19 protein-coding genes are annotated in these 15376 nt (G+C 40.6%); 16 read left to right on the forward strand and 3 right to left on the reverse strand.

Annotated elements, in window-relative coordinates; genetic code table 11:
* Window positions 1-254 precede the first annotated feature (254 nt).
* The 16 genes from PFZ69_RS11030 (at window position 255) to PFZ69_RS11105 (ending at window position 13015) form a co-directional block, all read left to right on the forward strand.
* The gene (locus tag PFZ69_RS11030; protein WP_270181133.1) at window positions 255-1028 is read left to right on the forward strand and encodes a metal-dependent hydrolase; all 774 of its coding nucleotides are present in this window, start codon (window positions 255-257) and stop codon (window positions 1026-1028) included.
* A 319-nt stretch (window positions 1029-1347) separates the two neighbouring features.
* Complete coding sequence (locus tag PFZ69_RS11035) at window positions 1348-1554, forward strand: helix-turn-helix transcriptional regulator (RefSeq protein WP_270181134.1); 207 nt, start codon at window positions 1348-1350, stop codon at window positions 1552-1554.
* A 7-nt stretch (window positions 1555-1561) separates the two neighbouring features.
* Window positions 1562-1873: a hypothetical protein gene (locus PFZ69_RS11040; protein WP_270181135.1), complete on the forward strand. Its 312-nt coding sequence runs from the start codon at window positions 1562-1564 to the stop codon at window positions 1871-1873.
* Window positions 1874-2718: 845 nt separating this feature from the next.
* Entirely contained in the window at window positions 2719-3045 is a 327-nt protein-coding gene (locus tag PFZ69_RS11045) for a hypothetical protein (protein WP_270181136.1), read from the forward strand.
* Between the two features lie 71 nt (window positions 3046-3116).
* Complete coding sequence (locus PFZ69_RS11050) at window positions 3117-4622, forward strand: hypothetical protein (protein WP_270181137.1); 1506 nt, start codon at window positions 3117-3119, stop codon at window positions 4620-4622.
* A complete protein-coding gene (locus tag PFZ69_RS11055) occupies window positions 4615-5160 on the forward strand; it encodes a stage II sporulation protein M (protein WP_270181138.1) in 546 nt (181 codons plus the stop codon). Before PFZ69_RS11050 ends, PFZ69_RS11055 begins: the two co-directional genes overlap by 8 nt.
* Window positions 5157-5822 (forward strand): ABC transporter ATP-binding protein, encoded by a 666-nt coding sequence (locus PFZ69_RS11060; protein ID WP_270181139.1) that lies wholly within the window; start codon window positions 5157-5159, stop codon window positions 5820-5822. The genes PFZ69_RS11055 and PFZ69_RS11060 overlap by 4 nt, the downstream gene beginning before the upstream one ends.
* Window positions 5823-5836: 14 nt before the next feature.
* Entirely contained in the window at window positions 5837-6214 is a 378-nt protein-coding gene (locus tag PFZ69_RS11065) for a hypothetical protein (protein ID WP_270181140.1), read from the forward strand.
* Between the two features lie 311 nt (window positions 6215-6525).
* Window positions 6526-7884 (forward strand): SLC45 family MFS transporter, encoded by a 1359-nt coding sequence (locus PFZ69_RS11070; RefSeq protein WP_270181141.1) that lies wholly within the window; start codon window positions 6526-6528, stop codon window positions 7882-7884.
* A gap of 190 nt (window positions 7885-8074) precedes the next feature.
* Complete coding sequence (locus PFZ69_RS11075; RefSeq protein ID WP_270181142.1) at window positions 8075-8983, forward strand: collagenase; 909 nt, start codon at window positions 8075-8077, stop codon at window positions 8981-8983.
* Between the two features lie 483 nt (window positions 8984-9466).
* On the forward strand, window positions 9467-9766 hold the full coding sequence (locus PFZ69_RS11080; protein ID WP_270182021.1) for a rhodanese-like domain-containing protein: 300 nt from the start codon (window positions 9467-9469) through the stop codon (window positions 9764-9766).
* A gap of 13 nt (window positions 9767-9779) precedes the next feature.
* Window positions 9780-10352 (forward strand): sulfurtransferase TusA family protein, encoded by a 573-nt coding sequence (locus PFZ69_RS11085; protein WP_270181143.1) that lies wholly within the window; start codon window positions 9780-9782, stop codon window positions 10350-10352.
* Between the two features lie 24 nt (window positions 10353-10376).
* The gene (locus PFZ69_RS11090) at window positions 10377-10775 is read left to right on the forward strand and encodes a DsrE/DsrF/DrsH-like family protein (RefSeq protein ID WP_270181144.1); all 399 of its coding nucleotides are present in this window, start codon (window positions 10377-10379) and stop codon (window positions 10773-10775) included.
* Between the two features lie 21 nt (window positions 10776-10796).
* Window positions 10797-11930: an MBL fold metallo-hydrolase gene (locus PFZ69_RS11095; protein ID WP_270181145.1), complete on the forward strand. Its 1134-nt coding sequence runs from the start codon at window positions 10797-10799 to the stop codon at window positions 11928-11930.
* Window positions 11931-11949: 19 nt separating this feature from the next.
* A complete protein-coding gene (locus tag PFZ69_RS11100) occupies window positions 11950-12177 on the forward strand; it encodes a sulfurtransferase TusA family protein (protein ID WP_270181146.1) in 228 nt (75 codons plus the stop codon).
* 52 nt (window positions 12178-12229) lie between these two features.
* Entirely contained in the window at window positions 12230-13015 is a 786-nt protein-coding gene (locus PFZ69_RS11105) for a sulfite exporter TauE/SafE family protein (protein WP_270181147.1), read from the forward strand.
* Window positions 13016-13093: 78 nt separating this feature from the next.
* On the opposite strand, the gene PFZ69_RS11110 is transcribed toward PFZ69_RS11105, so the two are convergent.
* The 3 genes from PFZ69_RS11110 to PFZ69_RS11120 all read right to left on the reverse strand — a co-directional run bounded on the left by PFZ69_RS11110 (window position 13094) and on the right by PFZ69_RS11120 (window position 15201).
* Window positions 13094-13828: a potassium channel family protein gene (locus PFZ69_RS11110; protein WP_270181148.1), complete on the reverse strand. Its 735-nt coding sequence runs from the start codon at window positions 13826-13828 to the stop codon at window positions 13094-13096.
* 55 nt (window positions 13829-13883) lie between these two features.
* Window positions 13884-14090 (reverse strand): zinc ribbon domain-containing protein, encoded by a 207-nt coding sequence (locus PFZ69_RS11115; RefSeq protein ID WP_270181149.1) that lies wholly within the window; start codon window positions 14088-14090, stop codon window positions 13884-13886.
* A 175-nt stretch (window positions 14091-14265) separates the two neighbouring features.
* Window positions 14266-15201 (reverse strand): hypothetical protein, encoded by a 936-nt coding sequence (locus PFZ69_RS11120; protein WP_270181150.1) that lies wholly within the window; start codon window positions 15199-15201, stop codon window positions 14266-14268.
* Between the last annotated feature and the right edge of the window lie 175 nt (window positions 15202-15376).

Consider the following 15376-nt stretch of genomic DNA (forward strand, 5'->3'; position numbering starts at 1 on the left):
TGCTTTCTGGATTGCTGTTTTCTTTGTACTCTTTTTAGCGTTCAGTAGTTTTCGAAGGAAGAAGAAGTAGTTGTGGTAGTTCATTTTCATATCTAATGGAACAAACAAATTACTAAAAGACGATCCAGAAACGCTCAAAAATTTGAGCGTTTTTTATTATGACTTGATGGAAGGTTTAGATCGAAGTACACCGAAGTTTTATTAAGTGAAATAGGATTTTAAGTCTGAAGGTATTATTCAAAGGAGGAATTCGTATGAAACTCACTCGTCTTGGTCATGCGATGTACTTGTTCACAAGTAAAGGTGGAAAGCGGTATTTGGTCGATCCATTCTTTGATATGAACCCTGGGTGTCCGGATGACTATCAAACTGAGGAATTTATGAAAAGTATCGATGCGGTGTTTTTGACGCATGGGCATTTCGATCATGCAAGCGGGCTTGAGAAATTGCTTGTACATAATCCGGAGTGTACTGTTGTGGCGCAGTATGAACTAGCGATGATTTTGATCCAAGAGGGTGTTCAGAATGCTTATCCACTCAATTTCGGTGGAACGCTTCAGCTAGATGATGTGGCAGCAACGATGGTACAGGCGAAGCATACTTCGAGCTACAAGGAAACAGAGGGGACCCCGATCTATGCTGGGGAGTCAGCAGGTTATGTGTTTACTTTTACAGATGACCATACCGTCTATCATTCAGGTGATACCGCGCTCATGATGGATATGAAGCTGATCCAGGATGTGTATGAACCGAACATCGCGATCCTGTCATCTTCCGGCCAGTTTACGATGGGACCTAAGGAAGCGGCGTACGCGGTGAAAAACCTATTGAATGTGGAAACGGTTATTCCGAGTCATACCTTTCCGACGAAAGAAACAGCTGCCCAACCTGAAACGCTAGAAAAATTGTTAGATGCGTTTCCTGTTGTTCAAAGCATGATGGGGAGAGATGATGAGCTTGCGCATGAGTTGGCGGGAACGAATACGAAGGTTCTCGTGATGGGGTACGGGGAAGAAGTTGAGCTGTGATTGAAATCAGCTTTGATGTAAACTAGTGGATATTTCTTATTTTATAGAGATTGTAAAAGGTACTACTACCTAATGACCAGGCTGGTCAACTTTCAGCCTGGTCACTTTAGTTATCCTTTATTAATTGATAATTAAACGTTAGTGAAGCTGATTCAGGGAAAATCTTTTTTTCCATTCATGGGAAAATATAGAGGGTTTAAATAGGTGAGGGCAAAAGCAATGATGAGAGTAATGAGTGTGTCAAAAGTATTTGACATTAAATGTAGCTTATACTAATATTATAAATGTAAAAAGTATTTGACAGGTGAGTGGTGGTTAATTGGAAAATAATATTAAAGAGCTACGTCAAAAAAGAAAGTTGTCTCAGAAAGATCTTGCAGAGTCTTGTTCCGTTTCGCGCCAAACGATTAATGCGATAGAGAACAATAAATATGATCCAACGCTTCAGCTTGCCTTTCAATTAGCGTCTGTGTTGGAGACGCCCCTTGATGAGTTGTTCATTTATGAAAACAGTAGTAAGGAGTGAAACATTTTTGGAATTCTTAGTAATAACAATTGCAGTAGTATTCGTAGTCTTAACAATTGGATTGATAACGGGTAAGAAAGAGTTCGGGGTTGGACCAAATGACGATGAAAGGAAGAGAGCGATTAAGAATAAATCGATCACTCAAAGTTGGATGACATTGGTGTTATTTTTACTTATTAATTTTTTAACTGATCTGTTTAATGTGAATAAAGAAGTTGCCGAGCTAAGTTCTGCAAACCTGGAATTATTCTACATAGTAATTGCGATTCTTTCATATTTACTCTTTTATGTTATCAACTCAAAGAAAATGAGCGCTTGATGTTAGTTTGTTAAACACTTTAGATAGAGAACTGTAAATTAAAGTTCTAGTAGTCGAGGATAATTTTCCTCGGCTTTTTTGTTTTGGGTCTAAAGTAACCGAGTGTAAAAACGTTCTAAAATCTTCTGTAACTATAGTTATACAAAAAATGTACAAATTTGTAGTTATTTGGAATCAGTTTACAATAATAGTAAAAATCTTATGGAATTCAGTAAGTTTGCTGTGCTAGGATTTGAAACGTAATACAAAATTGGAATTAACAACCAGAATATTAATTAGTTTTTACTAGAATACGGAGGAAGATCAAATGATTAATTGGTTAACGGGTGACAACCGTTCTACATACTATATCTTTACGCTTACATTCATTACGTGCTTGGGTACAATGGTATATTCTGTTTTGAATGAAATGGGACCAACCGAACTAGAGTTAGTTAATAATCTTTTGGAAAAAGACGGCGCACAGGCCTATGCCCTTGTTGGTGTAGTCATAGCATTTACTCTATTGTTCATGTTAATTCAAATTTTCTTTAGTAGTGTGTTCTTACATATTATAGCGAAGTTTATCTTTCGGCTTCCGATCTCCTTTAAATCGTTTCATCGAGTTTACTTGATTTTTCTTATTATCATTTCTTTAAGCATTTTTTGGCAAGTACTCTTTTATAACAATCAATATGAAATCTTTTTGCTAGCTACTAATCCTTTGGTTTTAATAGGAATGCTTGTACTCTTCCTATTGCTAAGAGGGGTAGTTAATATAAACCAGGTTAAACCTCTTCTCTTTACTTTATTTTGTTATGTGAATTTTATTATCTTTACATCATTATCTTTAGGGGGAAATTAAAATGACAAACGTATTGAACATGCAAGCAATCAACAAAAAAGATCTTCTTGGGACAGTTGCTCTATTAGCAACTATGGTATTAATCGCTGTGAGTGCACAGATGGGTGTTGCTTTCGATATACATAAGGTAGTACCGGGTATTTCAACTGCAGCTGCATTAGTAGGTTTAAAGAAAGCATATAGTGCTTACAAAGCTGGTAAGGGTGCTAAGAAAGCAATTGCTGTTATCTTCGGTTGGAACGTAATTGGACTTCTTGTAAGCTTAATCGGCGACTGGGCAATTGGATATTTACTAGAACACCATATTGAAAAATTGGCTAGCTACTAAGTAATAGAGACTATTAAGTAAAGAGAAGGGTTTAGCATAGATTAATTTTATTTTGAAAGAGTTGAATGATCGTGAGGAATTCAATCAACATATTGTTAGTACAAACAATCCTAAAAACAATGTTCAATCAGTTTCTATATAGCAGTAACGAAGTTGGAGTAGAGTCAGGTTTTACTCGAAAACTAATCACTTCTTTAAGATCATACGTTAGAATTTCACTCACCATCATCTACTTGTTTTGGTTTATTATCGCATTTTTGTTTCAAATTTTCTTTCATTACATGAATTTAGATTCACAACAATTAAATATTGTCATTTTATTATTTGGGATTTTATCTCTGTGCTTTTTCCTAGGTTATACGGTGAACGATGATATTAGAAAATACGCTATGAACAATACATTTTCAATCTATCAAAAGAAAAGGGTTATTCTAGCAAATGAATATTTAAGCGCAGGAATTATATGGATATTTATCTTTTTGATGTCGTTCCCTTTTGTTGTGGGTCAACCGCTTTTAAATGGATTGAATGGAATGGTCTTTATCCTCCAATTCTTGTTGGTAGTCCTTATTGCGGGTTACATGGTTGGGTTTCTGAAATTTTTCTTTTATACACTTCAGTTTACATATACGAGTGAGGTGTGGAGAAGAGGGGGAGAAGTACTTTACCTATTACTCTCTATCTTCATCTTCATTAAGAGAGAAATCATTTTTGAAAGTATCTTATTCTTTATTAAAACAGTGTTGGAAGGAAACTTAGCGCGATGGATCATTCAGTTTTCACCTAGTAAATTTAGTTTGTATGAACTTAAAATCGACATGTTATGGATTGGTACCTTGGGGGGAGTAGTGTTACTTTGTGTATGGCTTTCCGTTCTCTTTGCAAAAATTCTAGTACGTGAAAAGAACAGTACCACAAAAGAGAAGAAATCTGTACCGCACCAAGTGGTCAGTATTCATATGAATAAAGTAAGACAATATGGGCTTATTAATATGAATTTCTTAGTAACGTTTGTCGGGACGTTGGCAATATCCGTCTATATAAAAAAGGAAGGACTTAACATAGCTAGCGGAACGATGTTTCCTGCGTATTTGTTGGTAAGTTTATACCTTAGTAAGAAATCAACTCAGCTTGTATTGTTTTGTAAGAGAAATCATAGTTCGATCTTGAATACGACGATGTTGTTTCTTATTTATCCAGGATTGCAATTCTTGGTGATCTACTTGATCCTGTCTCCTTCATTAGGGAAAATTAACAATCACCTTACCTTTCTTTTCGGTGGATTATTGCTCATCGCTAGTATCTTATTTCTTTACACAGCGAGCACATACCGATTTGAATACTATTTTGAAGCTGGATTACTAGAGAAGCTCGTACAATTCTTGATTATCCTATTTTTGATCCTTACGATCGCTCTCGAAGTTTTATTGGTGTATGCAGGTATTACTTCGTTTGTTTATCTATTTGTTCTACCGTTGCTCATCTTAGCAGCGCTCTACTACATTCTTTTAACGAATTTGAAGCATATCAGGAGTTTTATGTATGAAAGAACTGCAATTAACAAAGACCATGTTTAATCTATTTTACAACAGATTACTCATTAGTTACTTTTTGATTCTAACGATGGTGTTCGTATTAGTATTTATGTACACAACTAACATAACGCTACTACCACCTGCTGAATTAATAAAAAAAGTAAGCTTTACAGAGATTTTTATCCAGAATATCTCTTCTTCAACGATTATTTTATTGACCGGGATTATTTCGTTTGGTGCAGTATCTTCAGGAATAATTATCTATAATTTGTATCTATTATCAATAGCAATTCATTCTGCTTACGTTCATAGTGGGTCGGTATTCTATTCTTTATTTGTCATTCTTACTCATGGAATTATCGAAATCGTTGCTATCGTTCTTAGTTTCTATCTTTCAACAATCAGTTTAAGATTAGCTATTAACAAGCTATACAATAAGAGAATTTTCCATGTGCAGAGTTTAAATCAGTTTCTACAACTATTGATTGTTATGGTTGTGTCGTTAGGCATAGCTGCTTTATTTGAGTCACAGATCACACCGATCGTATTAGAAATTATATTGGAGAGTAAAGCAAAATGATTAAAGTAAAGGGACTTACAAAATCGTATCAAAAGAAAGTGCTATCAGAAGTTGACTTTGAATTAGAGTACGGAAAAATATATTGTCTGCTTGGGAGAAATGGCGTGGGAAAGACTACCCTCATGAAAATCATGGCAGGAATGCTCGAATATGATGCTGGTGACATACAAGTGGTTGATGATGAAAACCATTCAGAGTGTTTTCACTATGTAACTGAGCCACCTGTTTTTCTTGATTACTTGTCGGGTTTTGACAATATTAAGTTTGTTTCCCAATTACATAATTTATCTTTAACAGACATGCAATTAAAGAAGTTTATACAAAATCAGGGTTTAGAACAATTCGCTGATGATTTAGTGGTGAATTATTCGCAAGGAATGAAACATCAATTGTCTTTAGCGATTGCATTCCTAATCAACCCTTACGCATTGTTATTAGATGAACCGCTTGTATCTCTGGATCCGGTTAATATCGTTACCATGCAAAAAAAATTAAAAGAATTTGCTACACAAGGCAACATTGTATTTCTATCCACACACATGCTGCCCATTGCAAATAAATTGGCGGATGAAATACTAATTTTAAAAGATGGAACGGTTAATATCATACCGAATGATCTCTCCGAAGAAGAGCTAGAAAAGCTTGTTTTAAAGAAAATATAATAGGAGTGAGAAATATGAAACAACTATCGATTTTATTGGTACTGGTTTTAAGTATGACCCTTCCGGTATTGACTGGAGCCTCATCCATTCAGTATGGAGCTGGCGAATGGGATGATAAGGGTACTGACACATTTAAAACCAAAAGTAAGGTGATTTATTCTGGGGGAGGAAACTTTAAAGCTTGTATGATTGGTGGTAGTGGTGTTCACGAAGTAACACTATGGGAAGCTGACAGTAATCCTGATGATAAACTAGCATATGGATTGCTTTCTCCTGGAACATGCAAAGTCTGGTATGGATTGTCAGATGAGATTGATGGAAAGAATAATAAAGCAGAACTTTACTTAACAAAATCAGGAGGCAATGCAATCACTGTCGAGTTTGAAGATTAAACGTAATACTCTCAAAGTTATAGCAGTTGAATTTTTTATAAAAGATTGAGGCGCAATTGCCTTAATCTTTTTTGATCATGCATCAATTTCTACTATTCAATTTTGTGCAAACGGTTGCTTAACTGCTGTAGTTTGGTATATACTGTGAAAGTATAATTTTCCAGTGACGTAAAAGGATAGATTCATTGCACGCAGTCAGTCGATCAATGTGGAATTAGCCTACTTTTTTAATCTTTAATGCAAGCGATTGCACAAATCAATAATAAACACATTTCGTTTCGCAGCTGTTCGTGCACGTATAGGAGGAAATCATGCTACAAGAAACAGTAGAACAAACAAATGACCAAAGGTATCAAAAAGAACTGCCGTTTCTCCCGATCACGACGATCTGGTTGATCAGTTTCGGGTTTCTAGGCGTACAGATGGCATTTTCACTGCAAAGTGCCAACATGGGACGTATCTTCCAAACAATCGGTGCGGACCCGCATAATTTAGGAATCTTCTTTATCCTGCCACCGCTGGCTGGATTAATCGTTCAACCGTTAGTCGGGTACTTTTCCGATCGGACATGGATGCCGAGGCTCGGTCGACGGATTCCGTATCTTTTAGTTGGAGCGGTGGTTGCGGTCATCGTGATGTGTTTATTGCCGAACTCCGGTAGTTTTGGATTTAGTGCCGTTACGGCGATGACGTTCGGTGCGATTGCGATCCTGTTTATGGACCTCTCGTCAAACATGGCGATGCAGCCGTTTAAGATGATGGTTGGAGATATGGTCAACAAGGAACAAAAAGGATTTGCTTATTCAATTCAAAGTTTTCTATCGAACAGTGGTGCAGTACTCGCGAGTATTTTCCCGTTCGGATTAACGCTACTTGGTGTATCGAATAGTGCACCAAAAGGAGTCGTGCCTCAATCCGTTGTCATTTCATTTTACGCTGGTGCGGTAATCCTCATCGTATGTAGTTTGATTACGGTCATCAAAGTCCGTGAGTATGATCCGGATGAGTATGCGATGTATCACGGCATTACGAAGGAATCGACGAAGGAAAAAGTAAACCTTTTCAAATTACTTGGAAGCGCTCCAAAAGTATTCTGGACAATCACACTCGTTCAGTTGTTCTGTTGGATGGGATTCCAGTATCTATGGACGTACGGAACAGGCGCGATTGCGCTTAACGTGTGGAATACAAGTGATCCGTCAAGCCCGGCATATCAGGACGCCGGGAACTGGTTCGGAATTATGACAGCGGTTCAATCGATCGGCGCAGTTGTTTGGTCCCTCGTGTTGGCGCGTATTCCGAACAATCAGAGAAAGCCGTATTACTCGATCAGCTTATTGCTAGGTGGAATCGGATTTGGCTCAGTCTTCTTCATTCAAGATCAATGGGCATTGGTCATTTCGTTCACACTGATCGGAATCGCATGGGCAGCAATGATGACGTTCCCATTCACGATCTTAACGAACGCCTTGAAGGGAAGCAACATGGGTACATACCTTGGCCTGTTTAACGGAAGCATTTGCTTGCCGCAAATTATCGCTTCACTATTAAGCTTCGTGTTATTCCCACTGATCGGTTCTTCCATGCCGTTCATGATTTTGATCTCAGGAATCTTGCTTGTTCTTGGGGCGCTGTCAGTACCGGTGATTAAGGAGACGTATGCGAAGTAGGATTTATGGAGTAAGGTTATAAAGAATGAATGTAAAAGGGGGTGCAGATTGCATCCTCTTTTTGTATGTAGGGACGAAGGGACAGGTTCCATGTCCCAGTTGATGTAACAGGTGAGAGGGACAATGAACCTGTCCCCATGTCCCATTTATGGTACGATGATTAAAGATAAAAATGGACGAGAGGGTACCTATGAACACAACTTTAAAAATAACGCTAATTGTTATCTCAAGTGTTCTGACACTCACGCTGCTACTCGTAGGAGCTGCCGTTTTCTTCATTCATAGTTTCATAGAAGAGAGTGCTGGTGAGACGGTGTCCTACTATCATGCTGTTGAAGCGATCGTTACGTTAAACTTCGATGGGGAGTTGGAGAAGGAAGCAAAGCAGTCGAGGGACGAACTGGTAGATAGGGACGTCACGATTTATGTAGAAGGTGAAGATATGGATCTCTTTCCACTCGTAAAAGATACACTCAAGCAAGCGAGAGCGACAACGAAGGCGTTAATCGGTGGAGTGGATGAGAGAAACGTCGACCTTATTCTGTTTACGAATGAAGAAGAATTTAATGGATTGAGTGAATTGAGTCACGTGGAAGGTTTCTATGATCGCTTTTCGATGATGATTGGTGTGCTCGTTGATGATAAACAGGGCGTAGTAGAAGGTGATGAAAAAGCGCTTTATCATTTTCAACGTAAGATTTTGCACGAATACACGCATTATGCGTTAGATCGTAAAGTCGAAGTGACGAACGCTGGGCTGCATTTCTATCCACTTTGGTTCCAAGAGGGCGTAGCGGATTATGTAGCGAACAAAGGAAGTATCATAGAAACGTGGGACTATGAACTCGTCCCGTTCGATCAGCTCATCACGCACGAACAGTGGGAGGAAGCAGGGGCAAGAGAAATGACGGATGTGTACAGGCAGAGCTACTTCACCGTTACGTACGTGATTGAAGAAAATGGGGAAGAAGTGATAAAGGAGATCATCGACGCGACGAGTGAGTCGGGTGATTTTGAACAAAGCTTCGAAAACATAACTGGATTGTCTTATGGTGATTTATTTGAAAAGGTAAAAACGGATAGAAGCGTTCATGAATAAAGGCAGCTGCCAATGTTCACTACTTGTAGCTGCTTTTAAGACATGGCGTCTTTTCTAAGGCTCAAAGCAAATGGCTTTGAGTTTTTTTAATAAATTACGTTTATTCAGTACCCATACGGGTTATAGCATTATTGAGGCAATCATCAGGCACAACCATCTCTGTTTGACAATATACCTGTAGGGGTATAAAATAACAACTGTAAATCGCAAGAAAAACCATGCCTCATGTACCCTGGTAGGTTTAAAGCGGATTGCAGTAATCTAGCTTTAAGAGGGTATTAGGAAAAGTGAAAATGCTGTGATGAATCCAATTTTAGTTAGAAAGTGGTAGAACTACTGCATTTGACAATATACCCATAGGGGTATACAATTGCATCGTAGTCAACAGAAAAGTGATTAAAAATTTTTAGTTTTTCTTATACCCTATAGGGTATAAGAAAAGAGATTACAAGGTAATACTACGAATTCAAGGAGGTACGAATGATGAAGGAAATTAAACCAGAAGAAGTAGCGAAGAAAGTGAAGAACAATGAGGACGTAAGCATCATCGATGTGCGTGAGGACGAAGAAGTCGCACAGGGTAAGATAGCTGGTGCAACGCACATTCCATTAGGAGATCTAGAAGATCGCTTGGATGAGATCAATCAGTCGAAAGAGCATATCATGGTTTGTCGATCAGGCGGTCGAAGCGGGAAAGCTTATCAGTTCCTTGAAGAGAAGGGCTACAATGTTCAGAACATGACGGGCGGTATGCTCGAGTGGAAAGACGACGTAGAAAAATAAGGAGGATTTCAGCATGAATCTTGTAGCGAATGAAACGCTTGATGCAAAGGGCCTTGCATGCCCGATGCCGATCGTAAAAACAAAGAAGGCGATCAAGAACCTTGAACCAGGTCATGTGATCGAGGTTCATGCAACGGATAAGGGTTCAACAGCTGATATCAAAGCATGGTCAGAATCTACCGGGCATCAGTATTTAGGAACGGTAGAAGAAGGTGACGTGCTAAAGCATTACATCAGAAAGGCGAGCGAAGCAGAGACATCTGAAGAGAAGAAGCATGGGGATGTACTCGATTTAGATGGTCTCCGAAGTAAGATCGATGGCGATGAAACCATTTCGATTCTTGATGTTCGTGAGCCTGCTGAATATGCATTTGGTCATATTCCTGGCGCAATTAATATACCCCTCGGGGAGTTGGAAGAACGCTTTGAAGAGTTGAATAAAGACGATGACATCCACGTCATTTGCCGTACGGGAAGCCGAAGTGATTTAGCTGCACAAAAGCTAAGTGAAAAAGGCTATCAGAATGTAAAAAACATTGTTCCTGGAATGAAAGAATGGCAGGGACCGACTGAAACAAATAATTAATTTTATAATGGGAGGATTTTTAAAATGGCAGACACAAAGGTAGCGATTATCGCAGCAAACGGAAGTCTTTTCGATGCATATAAAGTATTCAACGTTGCAACAGCAGCGGCAGCTTCTGACGCAGAAGTAGGGATCTTCTTTACATTTGAAGGCTTGAACTTAATTCACAAAGAAGGACACAAGAACCTGCCTATTCCTGAAGGAAAAGAGCATTTCAAAGAAGGCTTTGAAAAAACTAACGTACCGTCGATCGAAGAGCTTGTTGGCATTGCACAAGAACTTGGCATCAAACTAATCGCATGTCAGATGACGATGGACGTTATGGGTCTTGAAAAAGATGAATTTGTAGACGGCATCGAAGTAGGCGGTGCTGCATCATATATCGAGTATGCGAAGGATGCTAACATCTCGTTAACATTCTAAGAATAAAGGAGGATCATTGTTTTGGCTGTAAAGCATATTACGACGAAAGAAATCGCAAGAAAAGTTGTGACGAATGAAGAGACAACGATTCTTGATGTTCGTAACACGGATGAATTCGATGATTGGAAAATTGAAGGCGGAAGTGTGCACGTAATCAACGAGCCATACTTCAACCTTCTTGATGGGATTGAAGATGTGGAGCATAAATTGGACAAGGATCAGGAAATCATCGTTGTCTGTGCGAAGGGCGGTTCATCTCAGATGGTTGCGGAGATGTTCGATGAAGCTGGCTTCACAGATGTTTATTCCCTTGAAGGTGGAATGAAGGCATGGAGTGAGCACCTTGAACCAACGAAAATCGCAGACCTTAACGGCGGAGGAAGCCTTTATCAATTCGTTCGTCTAGGAAAAGGGTGTCTTTCATACTTCATCGAGTCAGACGGAGAAGCTGCGATCGTCGATGCGAACCGTATGATCGATGTGTATGAGAAATTCGCAGAAGAAAAAGGTGTGACGATCAAGCATACGATCGACACTCACCTTCATGCAGACCACATCTCAGGCGGACGCAACCTAGCAGAAAAGGCTGGTGGAACATACCACCTTCCTGAAAAGGATGCGACAGAAGTAACGTACGAATACTCATCGCTTGAAGAAGGCAACGATATTACGGTCGGAAATACAACGGTTAAGGTTCAGCCTCTCTATTCACCTGGGCATACGATCGGTAGTACGTCACTCATCATCGATGATCAGTATCTTTTAACAGGTGACATTCTGTTCGTCGAATCGATCGGCCGCCCTGACCTTGCTGGTAAAGCTGAAGACTGGGTCGGTGATCTCCGTAACACGCTATACAGTCGTTACAAGGAGCTCTCGGATGACTTGATTGTTCTCCCAGCACACTTCTCGTTCTCAAGCGAACTAGGAGAAGGCGGACAGGTATCTGCGCGCCTTGGTGAGCTTTACGAGAAGAACAAAGGTCTACAGGTTGAGGATGAAGAGAAGTTTAGAAGCATGGTGACGGATAATCTCCCGCCACAGCCTAACGCTTATGAAGAAATCAGAAAAACAAACATGGGGAAAGTTACCCCTGATGATGAAGAACAACGTGAAATGGAAATTGGACCAAACCGCTGTGCGGTTCACGAATGAACGTAAGGAGGATAAGACAATGGAATCAACAAAAGTATTAGACGCAAAAGGACTCGCATGCCCAATGCCAATCGTGAAGACGAAGAAAAGCATCCAGGAACTAAACTCTGGTGACGTACTTGAAGTCCATGCTACAGACAAAGGCGCAAAAAGCGATATCGCAGCATGGGTGAAATCCGGTGGCCATGAGCTTCTTCAAGATACGGAAGAAGACGGCGTACTGAAATTCTGGATTAAAAAAGCATAAATCGAAATAAGGACCTTTAACGGTCCTTATTTCAATAAGAAGGTGAACGGACATGGACTATAGCATTTATTTTTTAATCGTTATTTTTCTAATTGGTTTCGTCGGTTCATTCGTATCTGGAATGGTAGGGATCGGTGGATCGATCATCAAGTATCCGATGCTGCTTTATATCCCAGCACTTCTCGGACTCTCTGCATTCACGGCGCATGAAGTAGCGGGGATCTCGGCCGTCCAGGTGCTATTCGCCACCATCGGCGGCGTTTGGGCATACCGAAAAGGCGGTTATTTAAACAAGACGTTAATACTCTATATGGGTGTTAGCATTTTAATCGGGAGCTTTATCGGTGGATTTGGCTCTAAATTCATGAGTGATGATGGCGTCAATCTTGTCTACGGGGTCCTCGCGACAATCGCTGCGATCATGATGTTCATTCCGAAGAAGGGCATCGACGACCAGCCTTTGGATGAGGTAACCTTCAATAAATGGTTAGCTGCATTCTTTGCGTTTCTCGTTGGAATCGGTGCAGGAATCGTCGGCGCAGCAGGTGCGTTTATTCTCGTGCCGATCATGCTGCTCGTGCTGAAGATTCCAACCCGCATGACCATCGCATCATCGCTTGCGATCACATTTATTTCTTCCATCGGTTCGACGGCTGGTAAGGTGTTTACAGGTCAGGTGCTGTTTATTCCTGCGATTGTGATGATCGTCGCAAGTCTGATCGCATCACCGCTCGGAGCGAACTTCGGGAAGAAAGTAAATACAAAGATCCTGCAGGTGATCCTCGCGCTCTTGATCTTAGGAACCGCGATCAAGATCTGGATGGAACTCCTTATGTAACGATAATTCGACAGGTACCAGGCACTAGGAAGATTCGACAGGTGACAGGCACCACGAAAAGAAGGATAGCGCGCCGCGCTATCCTTCTTTCATTTTCTTGATTTGCTTTACCATCTCATCGTAATCTTCATCCGTCAGCACCGGATACTCCTCAATCTTATTATGAACGTATTCGAGTTCAGGCGGCAGGGTCGTCTTCTTCTGTTTCGTAATCAAGGAAGCGACGGTACCCGTTACAATTCCGATCAATGAGATCCCGACCAGCATATAGAAGATCGCGATGATTCGACCGATGCCTGTTACAGGATAAAGGTCACCATACCCGACAGTCGTGGTCGTTACGATCACCCACCATAATGCATCCCCGTAATGTTCGAAGGCAGGTTCTAACCACACCATCGGGAGCGATGCGATGAACATTGATGCGATGAGAAGGATGATGTAGCGGTCGATGTTCAATCGACTGAACACTTCGTTCAATGACGACTTTCGCTTCTTGATGATCGCAAGCAGTCTTATCACTCGGAAGAGGCGAATTAATCGTGCGGATTGGAAAATCTCGCCTAGAGGGATGATAGCGATCAGTTCCAACACATTCGATTTCACGAATTCAACCTTGTTATCACTAATGATAAGACGCGTGAAGTAATCGATCACAAAGATTCCCCAGATGAACCAGTCTAAGCTGTAGTTCGTATCCACGATAATGGAATAGATCACGAGTGATGCAAGCGTGACTTCATAAATAATATGTAATCTTCCGGCAGTATTCGAAGTGATGTACCGCTTAAAGAAGTCGATCAGAGAAATCACCTCACAGTTTGTTTTGGTCGTTAGTAGAGCACTCTAGGTGAGGCATTACAATCACTTAACCGCCGAAGAAAAAGTCTAACACGTTTCCAGCTTTCGAGGCATCCTTCGAGTAGAATTCAGAGTATCCACAGTTCTTGCAGTACACGACCTTGAATTTATTGTTTTGTACATCGAGAAACTTGGCAACGCCTGCTCCGGTCATCGCCACTTCTTTCTCCCCAGCATCGGTGCTTCCGCATTTGATACAGCCTTTTTCGCTCATAGTCAACAGCTCCTTTTTACTAATCAAAACTAAGCTTTCTTTCATTAATGGAAGAAAAACCTTTGTTCTAGGTCTAGTTTAACATGAAGTGGAGAGCGTCAACTTGTCTATGAAGACATCGTAGGCGTCTAGAACATAAAAAGAACCTTCACAATGAAGGTCCTGTTAATCGATCTTACTGTGGTTCAGGATCACCCGCAGGATGCGTCTCAATATACTCCTTGTAAGCTTCAAAGGTATGAACGTTAAACTGCTTGAAGCTATCATAGGTGTGAAAAACGCTGTACGCATTGTTCAGGTAATCGTTCAGTTCAGCGCGCGTGAAGGAAGACAGAGAGATCCAGTCGAGCTCAGGCGTACCACTTAGAAACTCGGAACCTATTGAGACTTGCTTACCTGCAGCCTCCGCTGCCTTCAAAAATTCTACACCAGCCTCGATATACACACTGTTAAACCTCGTGTAATTCATGACCGCAACTTCATCGACGATACCGAATAGCTTCGGAAGGAACTTGCGTCCGTCTGAAAACTTGTAATCGTGAAGCCAGTATGGCACAACGACGACTAAGCGAAGCGAGTCTGAAGCAGCGATGTTGTGCTGATCGATCAAATTCTTTACTTTTCTCAAGTTCGCCAAGTACTGTGTTAAGTACGACTCTTTGTTTTGCTCCCAGTCTGGAAACGTATGAGGCTCGATATCGAGATGGAGCGCATCGAACCGGTTGGAGTAGTCACGGTTGTAATCGAGCACGATTTGTACGTTCTTTTTTAGATGCCAATAGTAGGCATCTAGCGCCCAGTCGGAATTGCCGTAAAGCGCTTCGACTTCTCGCCCTTGTTCATGCAGCGTCTGGATAAAAGAATCATAGCTTTCAGGTTTTGACTGTAGCACGTGCGCCTTTAGGTTCGGGTCATACCCGACGTTCATGATCGCCGTGTCGATCTTAAGCGCGTCTAATTCACCGAAAAATTCTTGGTCCTGGTTGTACACGTAGGAGGCATCCCACATCCAGGATCCGTACCGAGCATCGTTATGGGTACTAGCCGTTGCAGTTGAATGAATAGGGAAATACATCAAGATGATTGTAAAACAGAGCAGCCAACGTTTCATGAAAAGTTCTTCCTCTCTAATGACGTTACTACCATTATCGGTTGGAAGTTGAAAGTAGTGTAGTGTTTGATGTGAAAATGGTAAGAAACACATAGGGGTATAGGCGAAAGAGTTTACTAGTTTCACTAGTATGCATCTGTTCTACTTTTACTATAAAAAAGATCAATCCATCCTT

The sequence above is a fragment of the Alkalihalobacillus sp. CinArs1 genome, assembly GCF_947387515.1.
Taxonomy (GTDB): Bacteria; Bacillota; Bacilli; order Bacillales; family Guptibacillaceae; genus Guptibacillus.

Bases quoted from the DNA above. Each gene is read 5' to 3' on its own strand.
- PFZ69_RS11030 (WP_270181133.1), top strand. From the start codon at position 255: ATGAAACTCACTCGTCTTGGTCATGCGATGTACTTGTTCACAAGTAAA.
- PFZ69_RS11045 (WP_270181136.1), top strand. From the start codon at position 2,719: ATGACAAACGTATTGAACATGCAAGCAATCAACAAAAAAGATCTTCTT.
- PFZ69_RS11055 (WP_270181138.1), top strand. From the start codon at position 4,615: ATGTTTAATCTATTTTACAACAGATTACTCATTAGTTACTTTTTGATT.
- PFZ69_RS11060 (WP_270181139.1), top strand. From the start codon at position 5,157: ATGATTAAAGTAAAGGGACTTACAAAATCGTATCAAAAGAAAGTGCTA.
- PFZ69_RS11065 (WP_270181140.1), top strand. From the start codon at position 5,837: ATGAAACAACTATCGATTTTATTGGTACTGGTTTTAAGTATGACCCTT.
- PFZ69_RS11070 (WP_270181141.1), top strand. From the start codon at position 6,526: ATGCTACAAGAAACAGTAGAACAAACAAATGACCAAAGGTATCAAAAA.
- PFZ69_RS11075 (WP_270181142.1), top strand. From the start codon at position 8,075: ATGAACACAACTTTAAAAATAACGCTAATTGTTATCTCAAGTGTTCTG.
- PFZ69_RS11080 (WP_270182021.1), top strand. From the start codon at position 9,467: ATGAAGGAAATTAAACCAGAAGAAGTAGCGAAGAAAGTGAAGAACAAT.
- PFZ69_RS11085 (WP_270181143.1), top strand. From the start codon at position 9,780: ATGAATCTTGTAGCGAATGAAACGCTTGATGCAAAGGGCCTTGCATGC.
- PFZ69_RS11090 (WP_270181144.1), top strand. From the start codon at position 10,377: ATGGCAGACACAAAGGTAGCGATTATCGCAGCAAACGGAAGTCTTTTC.
- PFZ69_RS11100 (WP_270181146.1), top strand. From the start codon at position 11,950: ATGGAATCAACAAAAGTATTAGACGCAAAAGGACTCGCATGCCCAATG.
- PFZ69_RS11105 (WP_270181147.1), top strand. From the start codon at position 12,230: ATGGACTATAGCATTTATTTTTTAATCGTTATTTTTCTAATTGGTTTC.
- PFZ69_RS11115 (WP_270181149.1), bottom strand. From the start codon at position 14,090: ATGAGCGAAAAAGGCTGTATCAAATGCGGAAGCACCGATGCTGGGGAG.
- PFZ69_RS11120 (WP_270181150.1), bottom strand. From the start codon at position 15,201: ATGAAACGTTGGCTGCTCTGTTTTACAATCATCTTGATGTATTTCCCT.